Annotated in this window: 18 protein-coding genes; 11 read left to right on the top strand and 7 right to left on the bottom strand. The window is 48.3% G+C overall.

Translation table 11 applies throughout. From position 1 onward, the window contains the following. Nucleotides 1–393: 393 nt before the first annotated feature. From MWG26_RS04370 to MWG26_RS04385, 4 genes are all read right to left on the bottom strand, one after another. Entirely contained in the window at nucleotides 394–771 is a 378-nt protein-coding gene (locus MWG26_RS04370; protein WP_025654850.1) for a hypothetical protein, read from the bottom strand. 108 nt (nucleotides 772–879) lie between these two features. Then, the gene (locus tag MWG26_RS04375; RefSeq protein ID WP_025654851.1) at nucleotides 880–2,118 is read right to left on the bottom strand and encodes an ABC transporter permease; all 1,239 of its coding nucleotides are present in this window, start codon (nucleotides 2,116–2,118) and stop codon (nucleotides 880–882) included. Nucleotides 2,119–2,147: 29 nt separating this feature from the next. Further along, nucleotides 2,148–3,908 carry an efflux RND transporter periplasmic adaptor subunit gene (locus MWG26_RS04380; protein WP_244062695.1) on the bottom strand — a complete coding sequence of 587 codons (1,761 nt, stop codon included), beginning with the start codon at nucleotides 3,906–3,908 and terminating at the stop codon, nucleotides 2,148–2,150. Continuing rightward, nucleotides 3,886–4,587, bottom strand: a complete 702-nt coding sequence (locus MWG26_RS04385; protein ID WP_025654853.1) for an ABC transporter ATP-binding protein — start codon at nucleotides 4,585–4,587, stop codon at nucleotides 3,886–3,888. Before MWG26_RS04385 ends, MWG26_RS04380 begins: the two co-directional genes overlap by 23 nt. Before the next feature lie 384 nt (nucleotides 4,588–4,971). Here MWG26_RS04385 and MWG26_RS04390 point away from each other — a divergent pair, with 384 nt between their 5' ends. The 6 genes from MWG26_RS04390 to MWG26_RS04415 all read left to right on the top strand — a co-directional run bounded on the left by MWG26_RS04390 (nucleotide 4,972) and on the right by MWG26_RS04415 (nucleotide 11,463). Continuing rightward, entirely contained in the window at nucleotides 4,972–6,720 is a 1,749-nt protein-coding gene (locus MWG26_RS04390; RefSeq protein WP_025654854.1) for an ABC transporter ATP-binding protein, read from the top strand. A 1-nt stretch (nucleotide 6,721) separates the two neighbouring features. Continuing rightward, nucleotides 6,722–8,464 carry an ABC transporter ATP-binding protein gene (locus MWG26_RS04395; protein ID WP_025654855.1) on the top strand — a complete coding sequence of 581 codons (1,743 nt, stop codon included), beginning with the start codon at nucleotides 6,722–6,724 and terminating at the stop codon, nucleotides 8,462–8,464. A 123-nt stretch (nucleotides 8,465–8,587) separates the two neighbouring features. Then, on the top strand, nucleotides 8,588–9,964 hold the full coding sequence (locus MWG26_RS04400; protein ID WP_025654856.1) for a hypothetical protein: 1,377 nt from the start codon (nucleotides 8,588–8,590) through the stop codon (nucleotides 9,962–9,964). 566 nt (nucleotides 9,965–10,530) lie between these two features. Further along, on the top strand, nucleotides 10,531–10,749 hold the full coding sequence (locus tag MWG26_RS04405; RefSeq protein ID WP_025654857.1) for a hypothetical protein: 219 nt from the start codon (nucleotides 10,531–10,533) through the stop codon (nucleotides 10,747–10,749). 22 nt (nucleotides 10,750–10,771) lie between these two features. After that, a complete protein-coding gene (locus tag MWG26_RS04410; RefSeq protein WP_373596796.1) occupies nucleotides 10,772–10,993 on the top strand; it encodes a helix-turn-helix transcriptional regulator in 222 nt (73 codons plus the stop codon). Beyond that, nucleotides 10,984–11,463, top strand: a complete 480-nt coding sequence (locus MWG26_RS04415; protein WP_025654859.1) for a hypothetical protein — start codon at nucleotides 10,984–10,986, stop codon at nucleotides 11,461–11,463. The genes MWG26_RS04410 and MWG26_RS04415 overlap by 10 nt, the downstream gene beginning before the upstream one ends. A 6-nt stretch (nucleotides 11,464–11,469) precedes the next feature. Here the strand turns inward: MWG26_RS04415 and MWG26_RS04420 are convergent, their stop codons facing one another. Next, nucleotides 11,470–11,844 carry a DUF3783 domain-containing protein gene (locus MWG26_RS04420; protein WP_025654860.1) on the bottom strand — a complete coding sequence of 125 codons (375 nt, stop codon included), beginning with the start codon at nucleotides 11,842–11,844 and terminating at the stop codon, nucleotides 11,470–11,472. Nucleotides 11,845–12,129: 285 nt separating this feature from the next. Here MWG26_RS04420 and MWG26_RS04425 point away from each other — a divergent pair, with 285 nt between their 5' ends. The 4 genes from MWG26_RS04425 (at nucleotide 12,130) to nrdR (ending at nucleotide 14,940) form a co-directional block, all read left to right on the top strand. After that, nucleotides 12,130–12,903, top strand: coding sequence for an ABC transporter ATP-binding protein (locus MWG26_RS04425; RefSeq protein WP_025654861.1), 774 nt, complete (start codon nucleotides 12,130–12,132; stop codon nucleotides 12,901–12,903). Between the two features lies 1 nt (nucleotide 12,904). Next, entirely contained in the window at nucleotides 12,905–14,107 is a 1,203-nt protein-coding gene (locus MWG26_RS04430) for an ABC transporter permease (RefSeq protein WP_117441005.1), read from the top strand. 80 nt (nucleotides 14,108–14,187) lie between these two features. Next, complete coding sequence (locus tag MWG26_RS04435; RefSeq protein WP_025654863.1) at nucleotides 14,188–14,442, top strand: YlmC/YmxH family sporulation protein; 255 nt, start codon at nucleotides 14,188–14,190, stop codon at nucleotides 14,440–14,442. 48 nt (nucleotides 14,443–14,490) lie between these two features. Further along, nucleotides 14,491–14,940, top strand: coding sequence for a transcriptional regulator NrdR (gene nrdR, locus MWG26_RS04440; RefSeq protein ID WP_025654864.1), 450 nt, complete (start codon nucleotides 14,491–14,493; stop codon nucleotides 14,938–14,940). Nucleotides 14,941–15,448: 508 nt separating this feature from the next. Here nrdR and MWG26_RS04445 read toward each other — a convergent pair. Beyond that, a complete protein-coding gene (locus tag MWG26_RS04445) occupies nucleotides 15,449–15,721 on the bottom strand; it encodes a DUF6092 family protein (protein WP_025654865.1) in 273 nt (90 codons plus the stop codon). Further along, nucleotides 15,718–16,242, bottom strand: a complete 525-nt coding sequence (locus MWG26_RS04450) for a nitroreductase family protein (protein ID WP_025654866.1) — start codon at nucleotides 16,240–16,242, stop codon at nucleotides 15,718–15,720. Before MWG26_RS04450 ends, MWG26_RS04445 begins: the two co-directional genes overlap by 4 nt. 1,347 nt (nucleotides 16,243–17,589) lie before the next feature. Here MWG26_RS04450 and MWG26_RS04455 point away from each other — a divergent pair. Continuing rightward, entirely contained in the window at nucleotides 17,590–19,134 is a 1,545-nt protein-coding gene (locus tag MWG26_RS04455; RefSeq protein ID WP_025654867.1) for an ABC transporter substrate-binding protein, read from the top strand. Nucleotides 19,135–19,213: the final 79 nt, after the last annotated feature.

The raw sequence follows: 19,213 nt of genomic DNA on the forward strand, positions 1-19,213 counted from the left end.
GATGCACCAGCTGAGTGGAAGTGGAATAGGCCTCTTTCCGATGGGGCCGTGAAGTAATGGAACAGCCGTAAGCCTGACAAATGCACATATGCCGTTTCGGGGTGCTAAAGCGGACCTTAGAAATTCTTGGAAGCCGACAGCCCCAAAAGTGGAGAGATTTTGTGATTACCAAATCACAAAATCAGGGGACCCAGCGCAAGAAATCATCAGATTTCTTGTGATGTGTCCCCTGTACTCCACTTTTGGGGCTGTCGGCTTCCTAGAATTTCTTAGGTTCGCGTCCGCACCCCAAAACGGCATATGTGCATTTGTCAGGCTTACGGCTGTTCCATTACTTCGCGCCCCCATCGGAAAGAGGCCTATTCCACTTCCACTCAGCGTCCCCTCCTATCGTTACTCAGAAAGATACCACCCCCAGAGGTACAGCAGAGGCCAGATCAGCCCCACCAGGCTGAATGCGGAGAATCCCGTAGTCATAGCAGCGTAAATAATATTAAACACATAGTATGCTGCCAGTATAATTCCTATAATCAGCACTATTTTTCTGGATTTATAGGCTACACCTATGATACCGGCTGCCAGTATGATCAGCCCGCCAATAATCGAATATACATAAGAGAACGTCGTCGGCGGTACGATACCCATTGCCTCATAGGTCGCATCCATTGTTGATTTCATAGCGATAGCAAACACACCTGACAAGAGGGAAATTGCCCCAATGACAATCAGGATGATAGAGAATACTTTTAAAAGCTTACTTTGTTTTTTCATGTGAAAACCCTCCTCGTTTTATGAGATTAGTGAATAAGTTGTATAGAATCATGTGCTGTCTTTGCAAGAGCGCACAGGATTTTCTGTTAAATCTATTAATAAATATTATTACATCCGTCTAAGCGCCTCAATTGGGCTGAGTTTGGCCGCCTTCTTTGCCGGATAGATGCCGAATACGATTCCCACACTGCAGGAGAATATGGTTGCAATCAGAATCGCCGGGAAGGAAAGTTGAGCCTTGATGCCGCCGATTCCAAGGGCGCTGATCAGGGCCGTTAGCGCGGCGCCGAGTATGATTCCGATGATTCCTCCCATGCCCGAGATGATCGCGGATTCACAGAGGAACTGTGCGATGATGGATCCTGTCTTGGCCCCCAGGGCCTTGCGGATTCCGATCTCGCGGGTACGTTCTGTGACGGATACAAGCATGATATTCATAACCCCGATACCGCCGACAATCAGTGATATGCCTGCAACCAGAGCTACGAAGGCGGTTACTCCGTCCATGATGGAACCGAACATATCGGAGAAATCCATTGGCTTCTGCTGGATGAATGGCGTTTCGCCCAGATTCTGGTGTCTGGAATTCAGGATCTGTACCGCGTTTTTTGCGATCCTGGATGCCTGGTCTTTGTCAGCAGCAGTGATGGAGACGGAAGCAAAAGCTTCTACCGGAGTTCCCAGGTCTGCAGAGACAGTATAAGGCATCTCGATGGAAATACTTTTATCCATTCCCATTGCCAGGTACTGTTTTTCTGCTTCCATCATTTCCGGAGCAGTCTCACGTATGCCGATGATGTTAAAATTTTGTATATTGCTGTCTATCTGCAGTTCGATGGTCATGCCAATGACATCTGTATTACCGAATAAGTATAGTGCTGTCAGTTCGTCTATGACGCACACTTTGTTGGCATTTGCAACATCATTATCCGTGAAGTAACTTCCCTTTACCAGAGGATTTTGGTATTGTGCGTTTTCATAATCAGGAGTTGTCAGCCCTACGTAGGCATCAAATTTCCCTTTTCGGGTTGTAATGGATCCTAATGTACCCGAATAGGCGGATACGCTCTGTATGGAATCTCCCAGGGTTGTTTTCAGATAAGAAATATCTTCGCCCGTAATGCAGTTGGGGTCCGATACCTCGTCGGAATTAGCCTGGACCGTGACGGTGTTGTTCTGTTCGTTTGAAGCATCGACCACATCTTTTTTCAGACCGTTTCCGATGGAAACGATGGTGACGACAGATGTGATGCCTATGATGATACCCAGCATCGTAAGGAAGGAACGGCCTTTATTGGAACGGATATTATCAAGAGCCATTTTTACGTATTCTAAAAATTGTCCCATATTAAGTCCTCTTTTCTCAATCAGTCCGTTTATTCTTTCGCTGCTTCTGCACCGGCATCGGAGCCCGTGCCCTTTGCAGGCGCCGCAGTAGCCTTCATGCCGTCCTCAATATCTACGTTCAGATCATTTACCACTTTATCCCCCTTTTTCAGGCCGCTCTTAACTTCGATCTGTGTGGTGGATGCGGTACCCAGTTCGACCGGTTTTTTCTTTACAACACCGTTCTCAATTACATAGACAAAATCGCCCTCAGAGGAGGTGTTGATGACTTCCGTCGGAACAACCAGTACATTGTCGGCTTCCGCAACGGTCATTGTGATTTTGGCTGTAGCGCCGATGCAGAGGTTTTCATCCGGATTGTCGATATGGATCTCTGCACCGATGACCGGGTTCCCTTTTTCATTATTAACGGCTATTTTATTGACCTTTGTCAGTTTCCCTTCGTATTTATAGTCTCCAACGGTGACGGTGGCTTTATTGCCAACCTTCATCTTTTCATAGTCATCGGGAGATACTTCGATTTTTACACGAACCTTCTCGGTACTGGCGATGGTGAACATGGCCATTCCCTGGGTGGCTGTGTTGGTCTGCAGCGCATCTACGGCTGCGATTACACCGTCCATGTCGGCCTTCATGCCTTCCCGGCCCTTTTCCACAAGCTCGGCGGGGGTCAGCGCCGTGAGTTCGGCAAGGTTGTCGCTGATATCCAGGTTAGCCAGCTCTGCGGAGGACATTCCGGGGTCTGTGGCCGGTGCGTTGGCCGCATTGTAAGCTGCTTCCCATTCTGCGTAGGCTGCATCATACTGCGCCTTGAGCTGTGCATAACCGGCATCATTCACGGGATCATTATTGATGCCAGGTGCCGTCTCGTCGATTATCTGCTGGGCATCATTGATTGCTTGTGCTGCATCATCGTATTTTTTGAAAATCGGCTGAAGTGCTTTAATCACAGCAGTGTCATCAGCAGTCCTCTGATCGTCTGGTTTTGCAAGTGCAGCCTCAAGATCAGCGCGGCGTCCCGCGTAGTTAGTATTTATTTCATCGATCACTGCCTGGTTGGTATTGATAATTTCCTGCTGTTCCGCGACGATTTTCTTCAGGCGTTCCTGTTCCGGGGCAGCGGCGTCTGCCTCTGCCTGGTTGGCCTGATATTGTGCATAAGCGGCGTCAACCTGAGCAGCAAGGTCGTTTACTTTATCAGCCAGCCGGTTGGCCTGGTCTGCAGCCTGTGCAGATGCCGCATTTGCCGCGTCAATGGCTTTGGCATTTTGTGCCTTTGTAGCCTGGGATGCATTGAGGCTGGACTGCAGGCTCAGTTGTGCCTGCTGGTTGTCTCGCTCCAAATTTGTTGTGTCAAAGCTCACCAGGAGATCGCCGGCCTTTACGGAATTGCCCACAACAGCGTTGCAGATGGCAACAGGTGCAGTGACGGGAGAATAATAGGTCTTCGTGTTTTCACTTTCTATCTTTCCGCTTGCATTGTAAACTTCTTTAATATCGCCTGTTGTGACTTCAGCAACCTGCAGTGTTGTCGCCTGGTTGCTGCCGCTGCCAGTGGTTAGCTTTGAGGCCGCGAAGATCACTATGCCCAGAACCGCAATTACCGGGATGATGATCCAGGCGGGAAGCTTCTTCTTAGGGGGCTTCGCCGCTTCGGCATCTTCCAGTTCGTAGGAATCATCCCCGGTAAGTAAATCTTCATCGGTCAAATCGTTATCAATGGTGTCTAAAATTTCTTCCTGTTCTTTTTTCTTTTTGGAAAACATATTATGCCCCTTCCCTTTCTTCATTCAGATAATCATTTTCGATACGCCCGTCAATGATGCGGACGACTCTGTTGACCTGTTGTGCGATCTCATCATCGTGAGTGATGATAATAACGGTGCGGCCTCCCTTATGGAGGCCTTTCAGAATCTCCATGATTTCCTTCGTGGATTTGGTGTCCAGGTTACCGGTCGGCTCATCGGCCAATACGATTGGAGGCTGTGCGGCAATGGCGCGCGCCACAGCTACCCTTTGCTGCTGACCGCCGGAAAGCTCATTTGGCTTGTGCTTCATCCGCGTGCCCAATCCGACCTTTTTCAAGGCTTCGACCGCAATCCTGCGGCGTTTCTGCTTCCCAAGTCCGCGGTAAATCAGCGGCAGCTCAACATTTTCGACAGCATCGAGATTGGCAATCAGGTTAAATCCCTGGAAAATGAATCCGATCTCTTTATTGCGTATATCTGACAATTGGTTGTCTGTCAGTTTAGAGACATCGTGTCCGTTCAGAAAGTAATTTCCCGAAGAGGGGACGTCAAGACAGCCCAGCATGTTCATCAGTGTAGACTTTCCGGAACCGGAGTGCCCGATGATTGCGACAAACTCGCCTTTTCCGATTTCCAGATCGATACCGTCCAATGCACGCACTTCGTTTTCGCCGGGATTGTAGATTTTATGCAGGTTCTCAACTTTGATGAGTGGTTCCATGAAACATCCCTCCATGATTTAGTGTAATGGTAGTTGTATTACTTAACTAATACAATATTCTTTTAAGATTAAAAAGTCAATACTTTTATGGAGAAAACGTGCTCAAAAAATAAAAAATTGATAATAGTTCAGGTTACTATTCACGGGGCCGTGCACCCCGCTGCACGGCATCCGAACAATTAAAGTGATGAAGCCGGGCATCTGGGCCCTCGCCCCAGGCGACTTTAAATGGCCCAGATGCCGTTACTATGCGCGGCCCCCGGGCCGTGAATAGTAACCAGTTCAGACTTGTCTGAACTGTTACAATAATGGGAAACATTTACAGTAGAGGTATTGTCTGTTACAATACAGTCGTGCAATATAACGGACTTGGAGGAAAAAAGCGTGAGAAGATTACTGCCGTTTTTAAACGGGTATAAAAAGGAAAGCATTATCGGGCCGCTGTTTAAACTGCTGGAGGCAACATTTGAACTGATTGTACCGCTGATTATGGCACAGATTATTGATGTGGGAATCCGGCACCGGAATGTGCCATATATATGGAAGATGGGCGCTGTTCTTGTTGTTTTCGGCGTGCTGGGGCTGAGCTGTTCGCTTCTGGCACAGTATTTTGCGGCGAGGGCGGCCGTTGGGTTTGGCACCGGGCTAAGGCACGAATTGTTCCGCCATATCGGTGATCTGTCCTATGCGGAGATAGACAAAGCAGGGAGCTCTACATTAGTTGTGCGCATGACGAGCGATATTAATCAGGTGCAGTCTGGGGTGAATCTGGTGCTCAGGCTGTTTCTGCGTTCCCCGTTTATTGTGGTTGGCGCAATGATTATGGCATTTACGATCGACGTGAAGGTAGCGGTTATATTTTTGATCACCGTGCCGGTCTTGTCCCTTGTAATATATGGCATTATGATGCTGACGATTCCTCTGTATAAAAAAGTACAGAAGAGCCTGGACCAGGTTCTTCTTTCTACACGGGAGAATCTGGCCGGAATTCGTGTGATCAGGGCGTTTCGAACACAGAATCAGGAGAAAGCAGAGTTTGAGGATAAAAGCGGCACACTGATGCGGTTTCAGCAGCTAGTCGGAAAGATATCGGCTCTGCTGAATCCCCTGACCTATGTGCTGGTGAACCTGGGCATCATCGCCGTTGTCTGGTACGGCGGGGGCGCGGTGCAGGCAGGACGGATTACCCAGGGGGAAGTCATTGCGCTTGTGAACTATATGACGCAGATACTGCTGGCGCTGGTGGCGCTTGCCAATCTCATCGTTTCTTTTACAAAGGCGATGGCATCCGCGGGCAGAATCAATGAGGTATTTGACCTGAAGCCGGGTATTACGGATGGCGCGGGATCCATACAGAACGGAACCAAAACGGCATCTGCCGCAGATCCTCTGCCGCGTGTGGAGATGCGGGATGTTACCTTTTACTATGAAGGCAGCCAGGAGCCTGCGCTGTCGCACATTTCATTTTGTGCAGGCGCGGGTGAGACGATTGGAATCATCGGAGGAACCGGTTGCGGTAAGTCTACGCTTGTAAATCTGATCCCTCGTTTTTATGATGTCAGTGAAGGCGCAGTGTGTGTGAACGGAACGGACGTGAGGGAATGGAGGCTGGATGATCTGAGGGGGACAACCGGCGTTGTTCCGCAGAAGGCGGTCCTTTTCCATGGAACGATCCGGGAAAACATGAAAATGGGAAAAGAGAATGCCTCGGATGACGAGATCAGAACGGCACTGAAGACGGCCCAGGCGCTGGAAATCGTGGAGGGAAAACCGAAAGGGCTGGATACCATGGTCAGCGAGGGCGGTAAAAATCTGTCCGGCGGGCAGAAACAGCGCCTTACGATTGCAAGGGCTTTGGTGCGGCGGCCCCAGGTATTGATTTTGGATGACAGCGCATCGGCGCTTGATTTTGCTACAGATTCCCGGCTGCGAAAGGCGCTCAAAGAAGACACATCGGGAATGACCGTGTTTATCGTATCCCAGCGGGCGGCCTCTATTATGTATGCGGACCGGATTCTCGTGCTGGATGACGGGGAGATTGCAGGCTGCGGAACGCACGGGGAACTGCTGGAGAACTGCCAGGTCTACAGGGAGATCTGCTACTCGCAGCTTTCCAGAGAGGAGGTGGGCTAAGATGGCACGAAATCATGACGGTACTATTAAGAAAATCCTGCGCCTGATTAAGCCATACCTGCATTATCTGGTGCTCTCGCTGGTCTTTGCGGTGATATCCGTTGCGCTGACTCTGTATGCACCGATCCTGACCGGAAATGCAATTGATTATATAATAGGAACAAATCAGGTGGATTTTGACTCTATTTTCTATATTCTGAAGATTCTGGCCGCTGTCATATTCATTACGAGTGCAGCGCAGTGGCTGATGAACCTGTGCAACAATACGATTACCTACCGTGTTGTAAAGGATGTAAGGACCCGTGCCTTTGCGCAGCTGGAAATCCTTCCTTTAAAATATATTGACAGCCATCAGTACGGCGAGACAATCAGCAGGATTATCACGGATGTGGAGCAGTTCTCAGACGGACTGCTGATGGGATTTACACAACTGTTCACGGGGATTGTGACAATCGCCGGGACGCTGATCTTTATGCTTTCTATCAATGTGAGGATTTCCCTAGTGGTCATTTTGATCACGCCGCTGTCTCTTTTTGTAGCCAGCTTTATAGCAAAAAGAACGTACACCATGTTCAGGGCACAGTCTGAAGCGCGGGCGGAGATGACTTCCCTGGTGGATGAAATGGTGGGAAACCAGAAGGTCGTCCAGGCCTTTGGTTACGGGGACCGTGCGCTGGAACGTTTTGATGAGATCAACCGCAGGCTGCAGGAAGTAAGCCTGAAAGCCATATTCTTCTCTTCCATTACCAATCCCAGTACGAGGTTTGTAAACGGGCTTGTATATGCGGGAGTCGGGATTGTGGGCGCATTCACGGCGATAGGCGGGGTGATTTCCGTTGGACAGCTGTCCTGTTTCCTGAGTTATGCGAACCAGTATACAAAGCCCTTTAATGAGATTTCCAGCGTGGTGACGGAGCTGCAGAATGCATTTGCATGTGCAAAACGGGTCTTTGATTTTATCGAGGAGACGCCCGAGATCCCGGATTCCGGGGACGCCATAGTTATGGGGCAGGCGGACGGCAGCCTGAAGCTGGAGAATGTCTCTTTTTCGTATAGAAAGGATGTACCGCTGCTGGAGCATCTGAAGCTGGATGTGAAACCCGGGCAGAAGATCGCCATTGTGGGGCCAACGGGCTGTGGGAAGACAACGCTTATTAACCTTCTGATGCGGTTCTATGACGTGGATGCGGGACAGATTATCCTGAGCGGTCATGATATCCGGGAGGTGACCAGGGACAGCCTGCGGGCAAACTATGGGATGGTGCTGCAAGAAACCTGGCTGAAGTCGGGCACGGTTGCGGAAAATATTGCCTATGGCCGCCCGGACACCCCGCGGGAGGAAATCGTAGCTGCAGCCAAAGCCGCTCACGCCCATGGATTTATTAAGCGGATGAAGGACGGGTATGATACACTGATCCAGGAGGAGGGCGGGAATCTTTCCCAGGGACAGAAGCAGCTGCTCTGTATTGCGAGAGTTATGCTGAATCTGCCCCCTATGCTGATTCTGGATGAGGCAACCTCTTCGATCGATACAAGGACGGAAATTAAGATACAGGAAGCATTTCAGAAGATGATGGAGGGGAGAACCAGCTTTATCGTGGCACACCGCCTGTCTACCATACGGGAAGCGGATGTGATTCTTGTGATGAAAGACGGGAACATTATTGAACAGGGGAATCATGAAGAACTGCTCAGAGTGGGCGGGTTCTATAAGAATCTTTATGAGAGCCAGTTTGCCCATTAGTGCAAACACGTTGGCTTAAAATACAGTCATTTCCAGTTCACAGAAAAAACACAATTCTACTACATGGTATTCAAATTTTCTTCATACAATGGTGAGGTAATAAGGGGCAGAAAGGATGGTTGGATGAAGAAAAGGGTGATACAGTTATTTCTGGGGACCGCGGTTTTATTATATGTCTTTACCGGATGCAGCCATCAGGGGAGCACAGACGATAAAGATACGGATTCAGTAAATTCAGGGGAAGTAATCGTTGAAGAGCAGGAACAAGATTTTATAGATGAGGAATCACAGGGGAGCATTGAGTTAAACGGCATGCTGCAGGTGGACGGGAAGAGTGAGAACTCAGAATCGGAATCCATTAGTACCAGCAGCGAAAACCAGAATGCCGTGTTGGTAAAGAACGGAGGGACGCTTACCATGACAGACGGGAAGCTGACAAAGTCGGGGAACACGTCCAGTGCGGATGAGAGCAATTATTATGGCGTAAATGCGGTATTTGCTACAACTGCAGGAAGCGAGTCCAGTATCAGCAAAAGTGAGATCACGTCGGCGGCTGAGGGGGCGAACGCAGTTTTTGCAACCGGGACGGATGCACTCATACATGCGAACCATGTGAAGATCAGTACGTCGGGTAATTCTTCCAGGGGATTGAAGGCTACCTATGGAGGCAGAATTAAAGCAGAGAATATAGAAGTAACCACCAGCGGCACCCGCTGTGCGCCCGTGGCGGCAGAGAAGAGCGGCAGTGTGTTCGTACAGGGAGGCACTGTGCTGTCGTCCGGTACCGGCAGTCCATGCATCTTTGCGGCCGGGACAGTAACAGCAGAAAAGCTGGAGGGCAGTGCGGATGACAGCCAGATACTGATGATAGAAGGCGGCAGCACAGCAGTCTTAAACGGCTGTGACCTATCCGGTTCCGGTGAGAACGGTGTGCTGCTGTACCGGAGCAGCTCCGAAAACGAAGGGGAAGGGGCCTCAAACCTGAAAGCAGCTGATACAAAGCTGACATCCAGGACAGAAGGGCCGCTGTTCTATGTGACAAATACAAAGGCGGATGTAATTCTTAAAAGTTCGGAATTAAAGTACGAAGGTAATGTGCTGGCCAAAGTATCTGGCAACAACATAAACAACTGGGGAACCCCGGGCAGCAACGGAGGAAACCTGACATTGACTGCCATAGATCAAAAACTGAAGGGCAGAATAATCTGTGACGAGATCAGTACCGTGAATCTGAAGCTGAAAGAAAGTTCCAGCTTCAGCGGCAGCATCAACAGCGATAATAAAGGAAAATACATAAAAGTGTCCCTGGCGGAAGATGCAGACTGGAAACTGTCGGGTGACGCCTACGTAAATGTTTTGACGAATGCAGATCAATCCTGCAGCAATATAGATTCGGGAGGATACAGCATTTACTATGACACTGCGGACAGTGCGAACAGCTGGCTCGCAGGAAGAACAATCAGCCTGGCAGGCGGAGGGAAGATTGCGCCAAGGGGATAGGCGGCGGGGAGGGGGACGCTCTATAAAGGGATAGCCGAAAGCCGCCGTAAGAACATACCTGTCATTATAAATCGCGGACACGACCTAAGTAATTCTAGGCGGAAACCAGCCATGAAAATGGAGCACAGCTGACACATCGTAAGAAATCTGATGATTTCTCGCGCTGGGCCAGCTGATTTTTTGATTCGGGATCAAAAAATCTCTCTATTTTCACGGCTGGTTTCCGCCTAGAATTACTAAGATCCGCTTTAGCGATTTATAATGACAGGTATGTTCTTACGGCGGCTTTCGGCTATCCCTTTATGGAGCTGGTGCATCCAGTAGGGAGATATGATCCGTTCCTAGGCGAGGGGCTTGAAACGGGGGCCGTGTATGGAGATTGAATTGGTGGTGCTTTCATGTCCACGGCATCTCTGTTAGTGAGCGTTACGTCTCCCATCAGCGCCGAGACGAAAGCTCGTCACTGGAAAATGTAAAATGTGCTTGACATTTAATGTAAAGCGTACTATACTTTAAATGTAAAACGAACTATACATTTTCTTTAGAGGCAAAGGAGAGCGGTGATTATGAAAAAAGGTGATATGAGGAGAGAATTAAAGTTGGGTCTTGCATTTCATGCGCTGGCTTTGCTGCTTCAACAGTTTGCGGATACACCGGAGCTGATTAAGGGATTCCTTTTTGGGATGGCGATCTGCCTGATGTTGACCGGGATTCTTCCGGAAAAGTCCTACCGCAGAATAAAAGCGTTTAAGGAGTCTTTGTTTTATGGAGGAAAGCAGCGCTGAACACGACGGTCAGAAATGGGGGATGTTTTTGGAAAATAAAATTCAGCAGTTGAGGAAGGAACGCAAGATTACGCAGAGTGAACTTGCAGATGCAGTTGAGGTGACAAGGCAGACCATCATATCGCTGGAGAATGGCAGGTATAATGCGTCATTGATACTGGCACATAAGATTGCCCAGTATTTTGGAGTCAATATTGAGGATATTTTTATTTTTAATCTGGAGGAGGAAAATATATGTTTATAAAAGCATTGCAACAGGGGGCTAAGACAGACGAGGAGTACAGGGAGAAACTAAAAGCCAGGATCAGAATAGACTTTTTTATGTGCGGTGTGGGGCTGCTTACCATCGCAGCGGCGATTGTGATGATGCTGAGAGGCGGGGAATATGAGGAGGGATTTTTATGCGGGGTCTTTACGGGAACCGGTGCAGCCGTTCTTTTCTTCGCAGTCAAAGAGATCTTAAAGGCAAAAAAACTTCTTAAGAATGAAAAACTTCTGCGAGAGGAACGTCTCAAAGTATCTGACGAGAGAAATAAAATGATTAATGAAAAAACCTCATATTGGGCAGGCATGATTGTTATGGGAGCCTGTTATGTGGTTCTTTTAATTTCAGGATTTTTTAACTTTGCAGTATTCTGGACGGCATGGGGAGTACTAATGCTGTATTTCCTTGTTACCGTCATCGTAAAAAAATATTATGAAAAAAAGCTATGATTCCTGCTAAGGAGTCATAGCCTCATGTTCACGTTTCAGTTCAGCAAAGCATTCGTGGGCAGTCCAGAATTGGTTGGTCGGAGTTAGGACCGCCTTGTAGGGCAGAGGGCCGGCGCCGCTTTTCTTCAGCGCTGCCAGTGCCTGGTTGAGACGGTTGTCATCAAAGAATGCGAAAACGATCATGGTATCGGGTAGGGCGGTTCCGGCATAATTTCCTTCGGCGGGTACCGCGTCTTTTATGCCGGCCAGTACGCCGAGCGGCTGGTGATACTCTTCCTCTTTTACATGTTTCAGGCGAACATGCAGGGGAAAAAGTGCCATCTCGATTTTTAACAGCTTTTCTTTATCAGGAACGTGAAAAAGTAAGATAGTTTCTTTCATGGATAGTCCTCCTTATTTTTTTATATTGTAATCTATTTGGGACAAGATTGAAAGGGCTGAGGAAGGAAAAATATGTTACTATATACGGCCTATAGCCGTACATAGTAACGCATCAGGCTCATTTAAAGTCGCCTGTGGCGGGGAACCCCATCACTAAACTGACTCGGATGCCGTGCAGCAAGATGAATGGCCCCGCGAATAATAACAAAAATATTTATATTGACAAATCAATAACAAGGATATATAGTTGTATTAACACAATAGTACAGAACGAGGAGGGAGATCATGATAGAGATCAAAAACCTGACCAAGATTTATAAACTGAATAAAAAGCAGATGAAGGAATCCAAGACGACAAATCCCGTAAAGACTGCCGTTAATGACCTGAGCCTTACGGCAAAACCGGGCGAGATATACGGCCTGCTGGGACCAAACGGCGCGGGGAAGACAACGACGCTGCGGTGTATCTCTACCATCATCAAGCCGACAAAAGGCGAGATCTATGTATCCGGCCATGAAGTACAGAAGGAACCGGAAATGGTGCGGGAGAAGCTCGGCTTCCTGACAGGGGATATAAAGCTGGATCCTCAGTTTTCTGTGGATTATATGTTTGATTTCTTCGGAAGATTACATAACATTCCGGAGGATAGGCTCAAAGCGAGAAAAGAGGAGCTTTTTGAATATTTTGGGATCAAAGACTTTTCCCAGAAAAAGATCAAAGAGCTGTCCACAGGTATGGCGCAGAAAGCTGCAATCGCGGTATGTCTGGTTCATGACCCTGATATCGTAATCTTTGACGAACCGACCAATGGGCTGGATGTAGTGACAGCACGCGGCGTTACTGATTATTTAAGAAAATTAAGGGACGAAGGCAAGCTGGTGATTATCTCCACGCATGTCATGTCAGAAGCTGAAAAAATCTGTGACAGGATCGGAATTATCATTGATGGGTGTAAGGTGGCTGAGGGAAGTCTGGATCAGATACTTCACGATACAAACACAGAGGATCTGGAAGACGCCTTTTTCGAACTTTACAGAATTCAGAAGGGAGGAAAGTAAGATGAGCGGGATTAAACAGATATGCGGGAAAGAGCTGGCAAGGGTTTTCAAAGACAAGAAGATGATCTTCTCAGTATTTTTCCTTCCGGTGATTATTATGGTTGGTATTATGACTCTGGTCAGCAGTCTGAGCAGCAACGCTCAGGAAGACGTCGAATCGCACAAGGCGATCGTATATCTCCAGAATGCGCCGGCAGGTTTTGAAGAATTTTTAAAGGCCGCGGACAAAGAATGCGATGTATATACGGTCAGCGACAGGGCCGAGACCGAAGGTATGATTAAAAACGGAGGGGCAGACCTGCTGATCGAATTTCCGGAAGGTTTTTTGGATGAGGTTACCAGTTATCAGACAGGAGCGCCAACCCCTCAGGTTAAGACATATTATAACCCGTCGGAAGACTATTCACGCGCGGCATATGACACAATATCAAATGGCGTCCTGGAGTCATACAGACAGCTGCTCTTATCCGACCGTGTGGAGGACATGGAAGGGCTTACTGTATTTACAGTAAATTCGGATAATCCTGAAATGGTCATTCAGGACGAGGAGAAAGCCAGCGGCAAGGTTCTGGGAATGATGCTTCCTTATTTTGTAACCATCCTGTTATTTGCCGGGGCTATGGGAATCGGAACCGATATGGTAGCCGGGGAAAAGGAAAGGGGCACGATGGCAAGCCTACTGGTCTCCCCGATCAAGAGAAGCTCCATTGTACTTGGAAAAGTATTTTCACTGATGATTATCTCCGGAGTATCCTCTGTCGTATATGTGGGTGCAATGGTTGCCTTTATGCCGCAGATGATGAGCGGAATGGGCGGAGATATGGGGCTGGATCTGTCGTTGAATCCAAAGCAGATCGGGATGATGGCCGCTTTGCTTGTGGCAATTGCATTCCTGTATTCGGCAATTATCGTCCTGGTATCCGTATTTGCCAAGACCGTGAAGGAGGCCAGTTCTTACGTGATGCCGGTTTACATGCTGGTTCTGGTGCTTGGGATCACGACAATGTTTACAACAAAGACTCCGCACGAATGGTTCTATGCCGTGCCGATCTATAACACATCGCTTACGCTGCAGGGTATTCTGACGCAGGAAGTGACCATGATGCAGTATGGGATGACACTGGGCGTAACACTTGTTCTGGGAGCCGTATTAATCGGTGTGATTGCAAAAGCATTTGAGAGTGAAAAGGTAATGGCAATTTAACACGCATTTCAGAGTGCCCGCATATAGTAACAGTGAGAGAAGCTGCTGCTGTATGCGGGCATTTTTGGTGTGGTGAGATTATGAGATTATGTGAATTGCGGGAAAAGGAAGTTATTAATGTATGCGACTGTAAAAGGCTTGGATGCGTTGTGGATGTGGATATCGACATCAAAGAGGGCCGGGTGGAGGCCATCATTATTCCGGGTCCGGGGAAAATCTGCGGTTTCCTCGGAACAGACTGTGAATATGTCATTCCGTGGCACTGCATCAAGAAGATTGGCCCCGATATTATTTTAGTGGAAATAAGGGAGGAAAAGTTTTTGCAAAAGTTCTAGTTATTGTGTATAATGGGGGAAGAAATGGGAGGAAAGGCGGAATATATTATGAAATGTCCTTATTGTGGAAACCCCGACACAAGAGTAATTGATTCTAGGCCTGCAGAAGATAATAATTCTATACGCAGAAGACGTTCCTGTGACGAGTGTGGAAAACGTTTCACAACCTATGAAAAGGTTGAAACTATTCCGCTGATCGTGATCAAGAAAGACAATAACAGAGAACAGTATGATCGCGCGAAGATTGAGCAGGGCATTTTAAGCGCCTGCTATAAAAGACCGGTTCCGGCATCGGAGATTCAGCGGACAATAGATGCCGTGGAACTGGAGATATTTAACCGCGAGGAAAAAGAGATACCAAGCAGTATGATCGGTGAGATTGTGATGGACAAGCTTAGGGCGCTGGATCCGGTGGCTTATGTGCGGTTCGCTTCCGTGTATCGGGAGTTTAAAGATGTCAACACCTTTATGGCGGAACTGAAGGAATTTTTAGAGTAGGGGGGGGCGCCTTCCCGGGATGGTGAATGAGACGCCGGAGGGGATTTGAGCAGGTGTTTTTGGATACCGGGCGTTTAGCCTAGTTTCCGTAAGGATAAAATAGAAAAATCTGATGGAACCAGCAACATGCGGCGCCAAATCTGATGATTTGGCGCCTTAGTTGCTTCAAACTTTGCTTGGGAAAGCAAAGTTTGTCCATCAGATTTTTCTATTTTATCCTAACGGAAACACGGCACACTTTAGGCATCTAAAAACACCTGCTCAAATCCCCTCCGGCGTCTCATTCACCATCCCGGGAAGGCGGCGCTCATCCGGCCGGGTGGTCGGAGATGGCGGACGGAGGCGGCGCGGGGGGGATGCTTGGTGAGGATGTATAGTTCTGAAATTTGGGAGACTGTTGGCAGGGGGGGCAGTTATGCAGGGGAATGTATACCCAAAGGGTACCCCGTAACTCATGCCCAGCGGGCGGAACGGCAGTATGGGTGGCAGAATAATGTTTTGCTTTTTGTTAGATTATGTCTACCAGTTTGGCGGCGGCGTCCTGGAGCATTTGGTAGAAGGCGGGCTCGTCGGAGGTGCATTTGTGTTTGCCTTCTTCTATGATGGATATGAGGTCTTTTAGGTCCTGATTATCGGGGTCATCCTCCAGGTGGAGTTGGCACAGGCGCTGGGAGGCCTCTATTAATCGGAGGGGGCCGTAGATGTGGGGCTCGTTTTCCAGGCCGGCGGCGCTGGTTATCATGTAGATTAAGAGTTCGAGGCTGGCTTCTTTGTTTTTCATTTGTTTTCCTCCCATTGATTGAAGTATAGGATTTCTTCCAGGGGTTTTCTTCTGGGGTCTCTTGGGTCTCCTTCAGGGTAGCCTATGGACATTAGCATTTCTATGCGGTATGTATCGGGGAGACAGAGGAGTTTGCGCACGGCGGCATCGGTGTAGGACTTGATGGCGCAGGTGCCGAGGCCCTCTTCGAGTGCTGCCAGCATGATGTTTTCTGCAGCCATGGAGGCGTCCATCATGCAGCCGTAGATTTCAGCATTGCGGGAGTGGTTCAGGGCATATTCCATGTCGGAACAGATTACCAGGATGACGGGCGGATGGCCGCTGAGTCCGGGACTGAACATGTCCACTTTTGCGACGAGGTCCGGTTCGGTGACAAAGAAAAATTTCCATGCCTGTAGATTGCTGGCACTGGGCGCGAGCCTGCCGGCATCGGCCAGCCTGCGCAGAAGGTCTTCCGGGACCGGGGTGTTCTTGAAGTTCCGGATACTTCTGCGTGATTGAATTGCTTCTGTAATGTTCATTGCAATACCTCACTTTACGTAATTATTTGATTCATTTTATAACGCCTCTGTTATATAAACCATAAAAAAATTATATCATAAAACTAAAAAATAATGGATAGGGAACCCAAAAAAATCGGGATTTAGCGGCGAGCTTTAGTCTCGGCGCGGATGGGGGCGCTCCATAAAGGGATAGCCGAAAACCTCCCGGAGAACATCCATGTCCTTTCAAAAACGCGGCCGCGGATCTAAGAAATTCTAGGCGGGAAACAGCCCTGAAAATGGAGCACCACTGACACATCACGAGAAATCCGATGATTTCTCGCGCTGGGTCAGCTGATTTTTGGATTCGGAATCCAAAAATCTCTCCATTTTCAGGGCTGTTTCCCACCAAGAATTTCTAAGGTCCGCTTTGAGCGTTTTTGAAAGGACATGGATGTTCTCCGGGAGGTTTTCGGCTATCCCTTCATGGAGCTGGCGCATCCAACCGGTAGGAAAAAGCTCGTTTCTAAGGAGAGGCCTCAAGCGGGGGCAGCGTATGGTATTGAATTGGCGGGACTTTTATGTCCCCAGTAGGTGTACATAAGCAATGGGATACGGTTCCAGTATCAAAATAATTCAATACACATCTTGAAGATGAAAAGATACGCATAGCCAATCCAAATCCGCTGCCCTGGTTCGGGATCCCATCCGGTTGGCGAGCTTTCCTGTCGATTGGCTGGTTCATCCGACCGGTAGGCAAAGACTCGTTCCTAAGGTGGAGCCCGAGACGGGGGAGGCGGATGGAATTGGCTATGCGTATTTTTAAATCCAGTATATTTACGGGTAACAAGGCGATCTAACACTTACACTTATATAAACGAATCACCAATTCTGTTCCATCCGTTGCTACCGTACGAGGGCCCCTCTGGGGAATGAGCTCTTAACTACCGTTTGGATGCAACAGCGAATGACGAGGTGAGTCCGGGAGCTGGCGGGGCAATGTCTGCTGGTGAAAAGTCCATAAAGCGAGCGATTAGAAGCTGTTGAAGAAAACGGAACGGGAAGGGAGGGCAGAATTTGCCTTACCAGGCAAATTCTGATGCCGCCTGCGGCGCGAATGCATCGGCATTCGGGCCAAATGCGGCATGTACCTCCCTTCCCGTTCCGTTTTCTTCTACAGCTTCTTCGCGAAGTGTCAGGACATTTCACCAGCAGACATTGCCCCGCCAGCTCCCGGACTCACCTCGTCATTCGCGTCCTCCATCCGTCAACGAGTCTAAAGCTCGTTAACTAACTCCCGATTTAAATGCTTGCCAAAACGCACCAAATCCGCTACAATTAATACGACAATTTAATAATGAAGGTTATTTGAAGAAGGAGACAAACATGAAGAGAAGAGTAACAGGGATTCTTTTAGTGCTCACTATGGCTGTAACTGTTGCACTGAGCGGATGTTCAGGTGACAAGGAGAAGCAGAAGTCAACGACGGAGAATAAACTTTCAGGAAACCCAGTCGAGGGCGGGAGTATCAAGGTAGGTATATCCCAGGATTTAGACAGTCTTGACCCACATAAAGCAGTTGCGGCAGGAACGAAAGAGGTTTTATTTAACATTTATGAAGGCTTGGTTAAGCCGGACAAAGATGGTAATTTAATTGAGGCCGTGGCGAGCGATTATGCAATTTCGGATGATGCAAAGGTGTATACATTTACTTTGCGTGATGGGGTGAAGTTCCATAATGGGAATGACGTGACGGCGGAAGATGTAAAATATTCGATAGATAGATGCGCTGATACGTCAAATGGTGATCCATTGGTATCGGCGTATTCTATTATTGAGAGTGTGAATATTCTGGATGAAAAAACCGTGGAGATCCGCCTCACCGAACCGAATACGGAATTTCTTGCCTATATGACGACTGCGGTGATCCCGAAGGATTATGATGCTCTGGAGACAGCTCCGGTGGGAACCGGGCCGTTTAAGTATGTGTCACGCAGCCCTCAGGAAAATGTGGTGCTGGAAAAAAATGAGGATTATTGGGGAGAGAAGGCGCATCTGGACAAGGTGGAATTTAAGATTGTGGCGGATGCGGACATGCTGGTGACCAATCTCAAGGGCGGCTCTATTGATATGGCAATGCGTCTAACTTCCGGCCAGGCGGCAGAGCTGACGGATGGTTTTCATATTGAAGAGGGCACCATGAACCTGGTGCAGGCACTGTATCTGAATAACGATGCTAAACCCCTGGACAATGAGAAGGTGAGGCAGGCGCTGTGCTATGCTGTTAATCCGGATGAAATCATGGATATTATGGCCGACGGAAAAGGCGTGCGCATCGGTACGAGCATGTATCCCGGATTGAAGAAGTATTATGATGAAGAATACGCGCACTATTATGAGCAGGATTATGAGAAGGCGAAAGAACTGCTCAAAGAGGCGGGATATCCGGATGGATTTGATCTGGAGATTACAGTCAGCTCTGCGGACCAGCCGCATGTGGATACGGCTCAGATTATTGCGGAAGAATTGAAGAATATCGGTGTCAATGTGACGATTAAGCCGATTGAGTGGGAGACATGGCTGGAAGATGTCTATGCAAACCGCAATTTCCAGTCCACCGTAGTGGGGGTCGACGCATCCAATCTGTCCGCCCGCGCAATGTTGGAAAGATTTACATCCGACAACAGCGGCAACTTTATTAACTTTAAGGATGCGGAGTATGACAGCAAATTCAAAGAAGCCATCTCTGCCGTTGATGAAGCAAAACAGACGACGCTTTATAAGGAGCTGGAAGGGATTCTGGCTGAGAAGGCGGCCAATGTATATATCCAGGATCTGGCCAATCTGGTGGCTATAAGTGACAAATACGATGGATATACATTCTATCCGCTGTATGTGCAGGATATGGCGTCAATTTATATGGTAGAATAGCATGGAAGCCGGTCTGCGAAGAAAAGAGTAATAGTTCAAGCAGGTCCGAATTGTTACGGAAAATACACATTCAGATGCA

Source organism: Faecalicatena contorta (assembly GCF_022835095.1).
Lineage (GTDB): Bacteria > Bacillota > Clostridia > Lachnospirales > Lachnospiraceae > Faecalicatena > Faecalicatena contorta.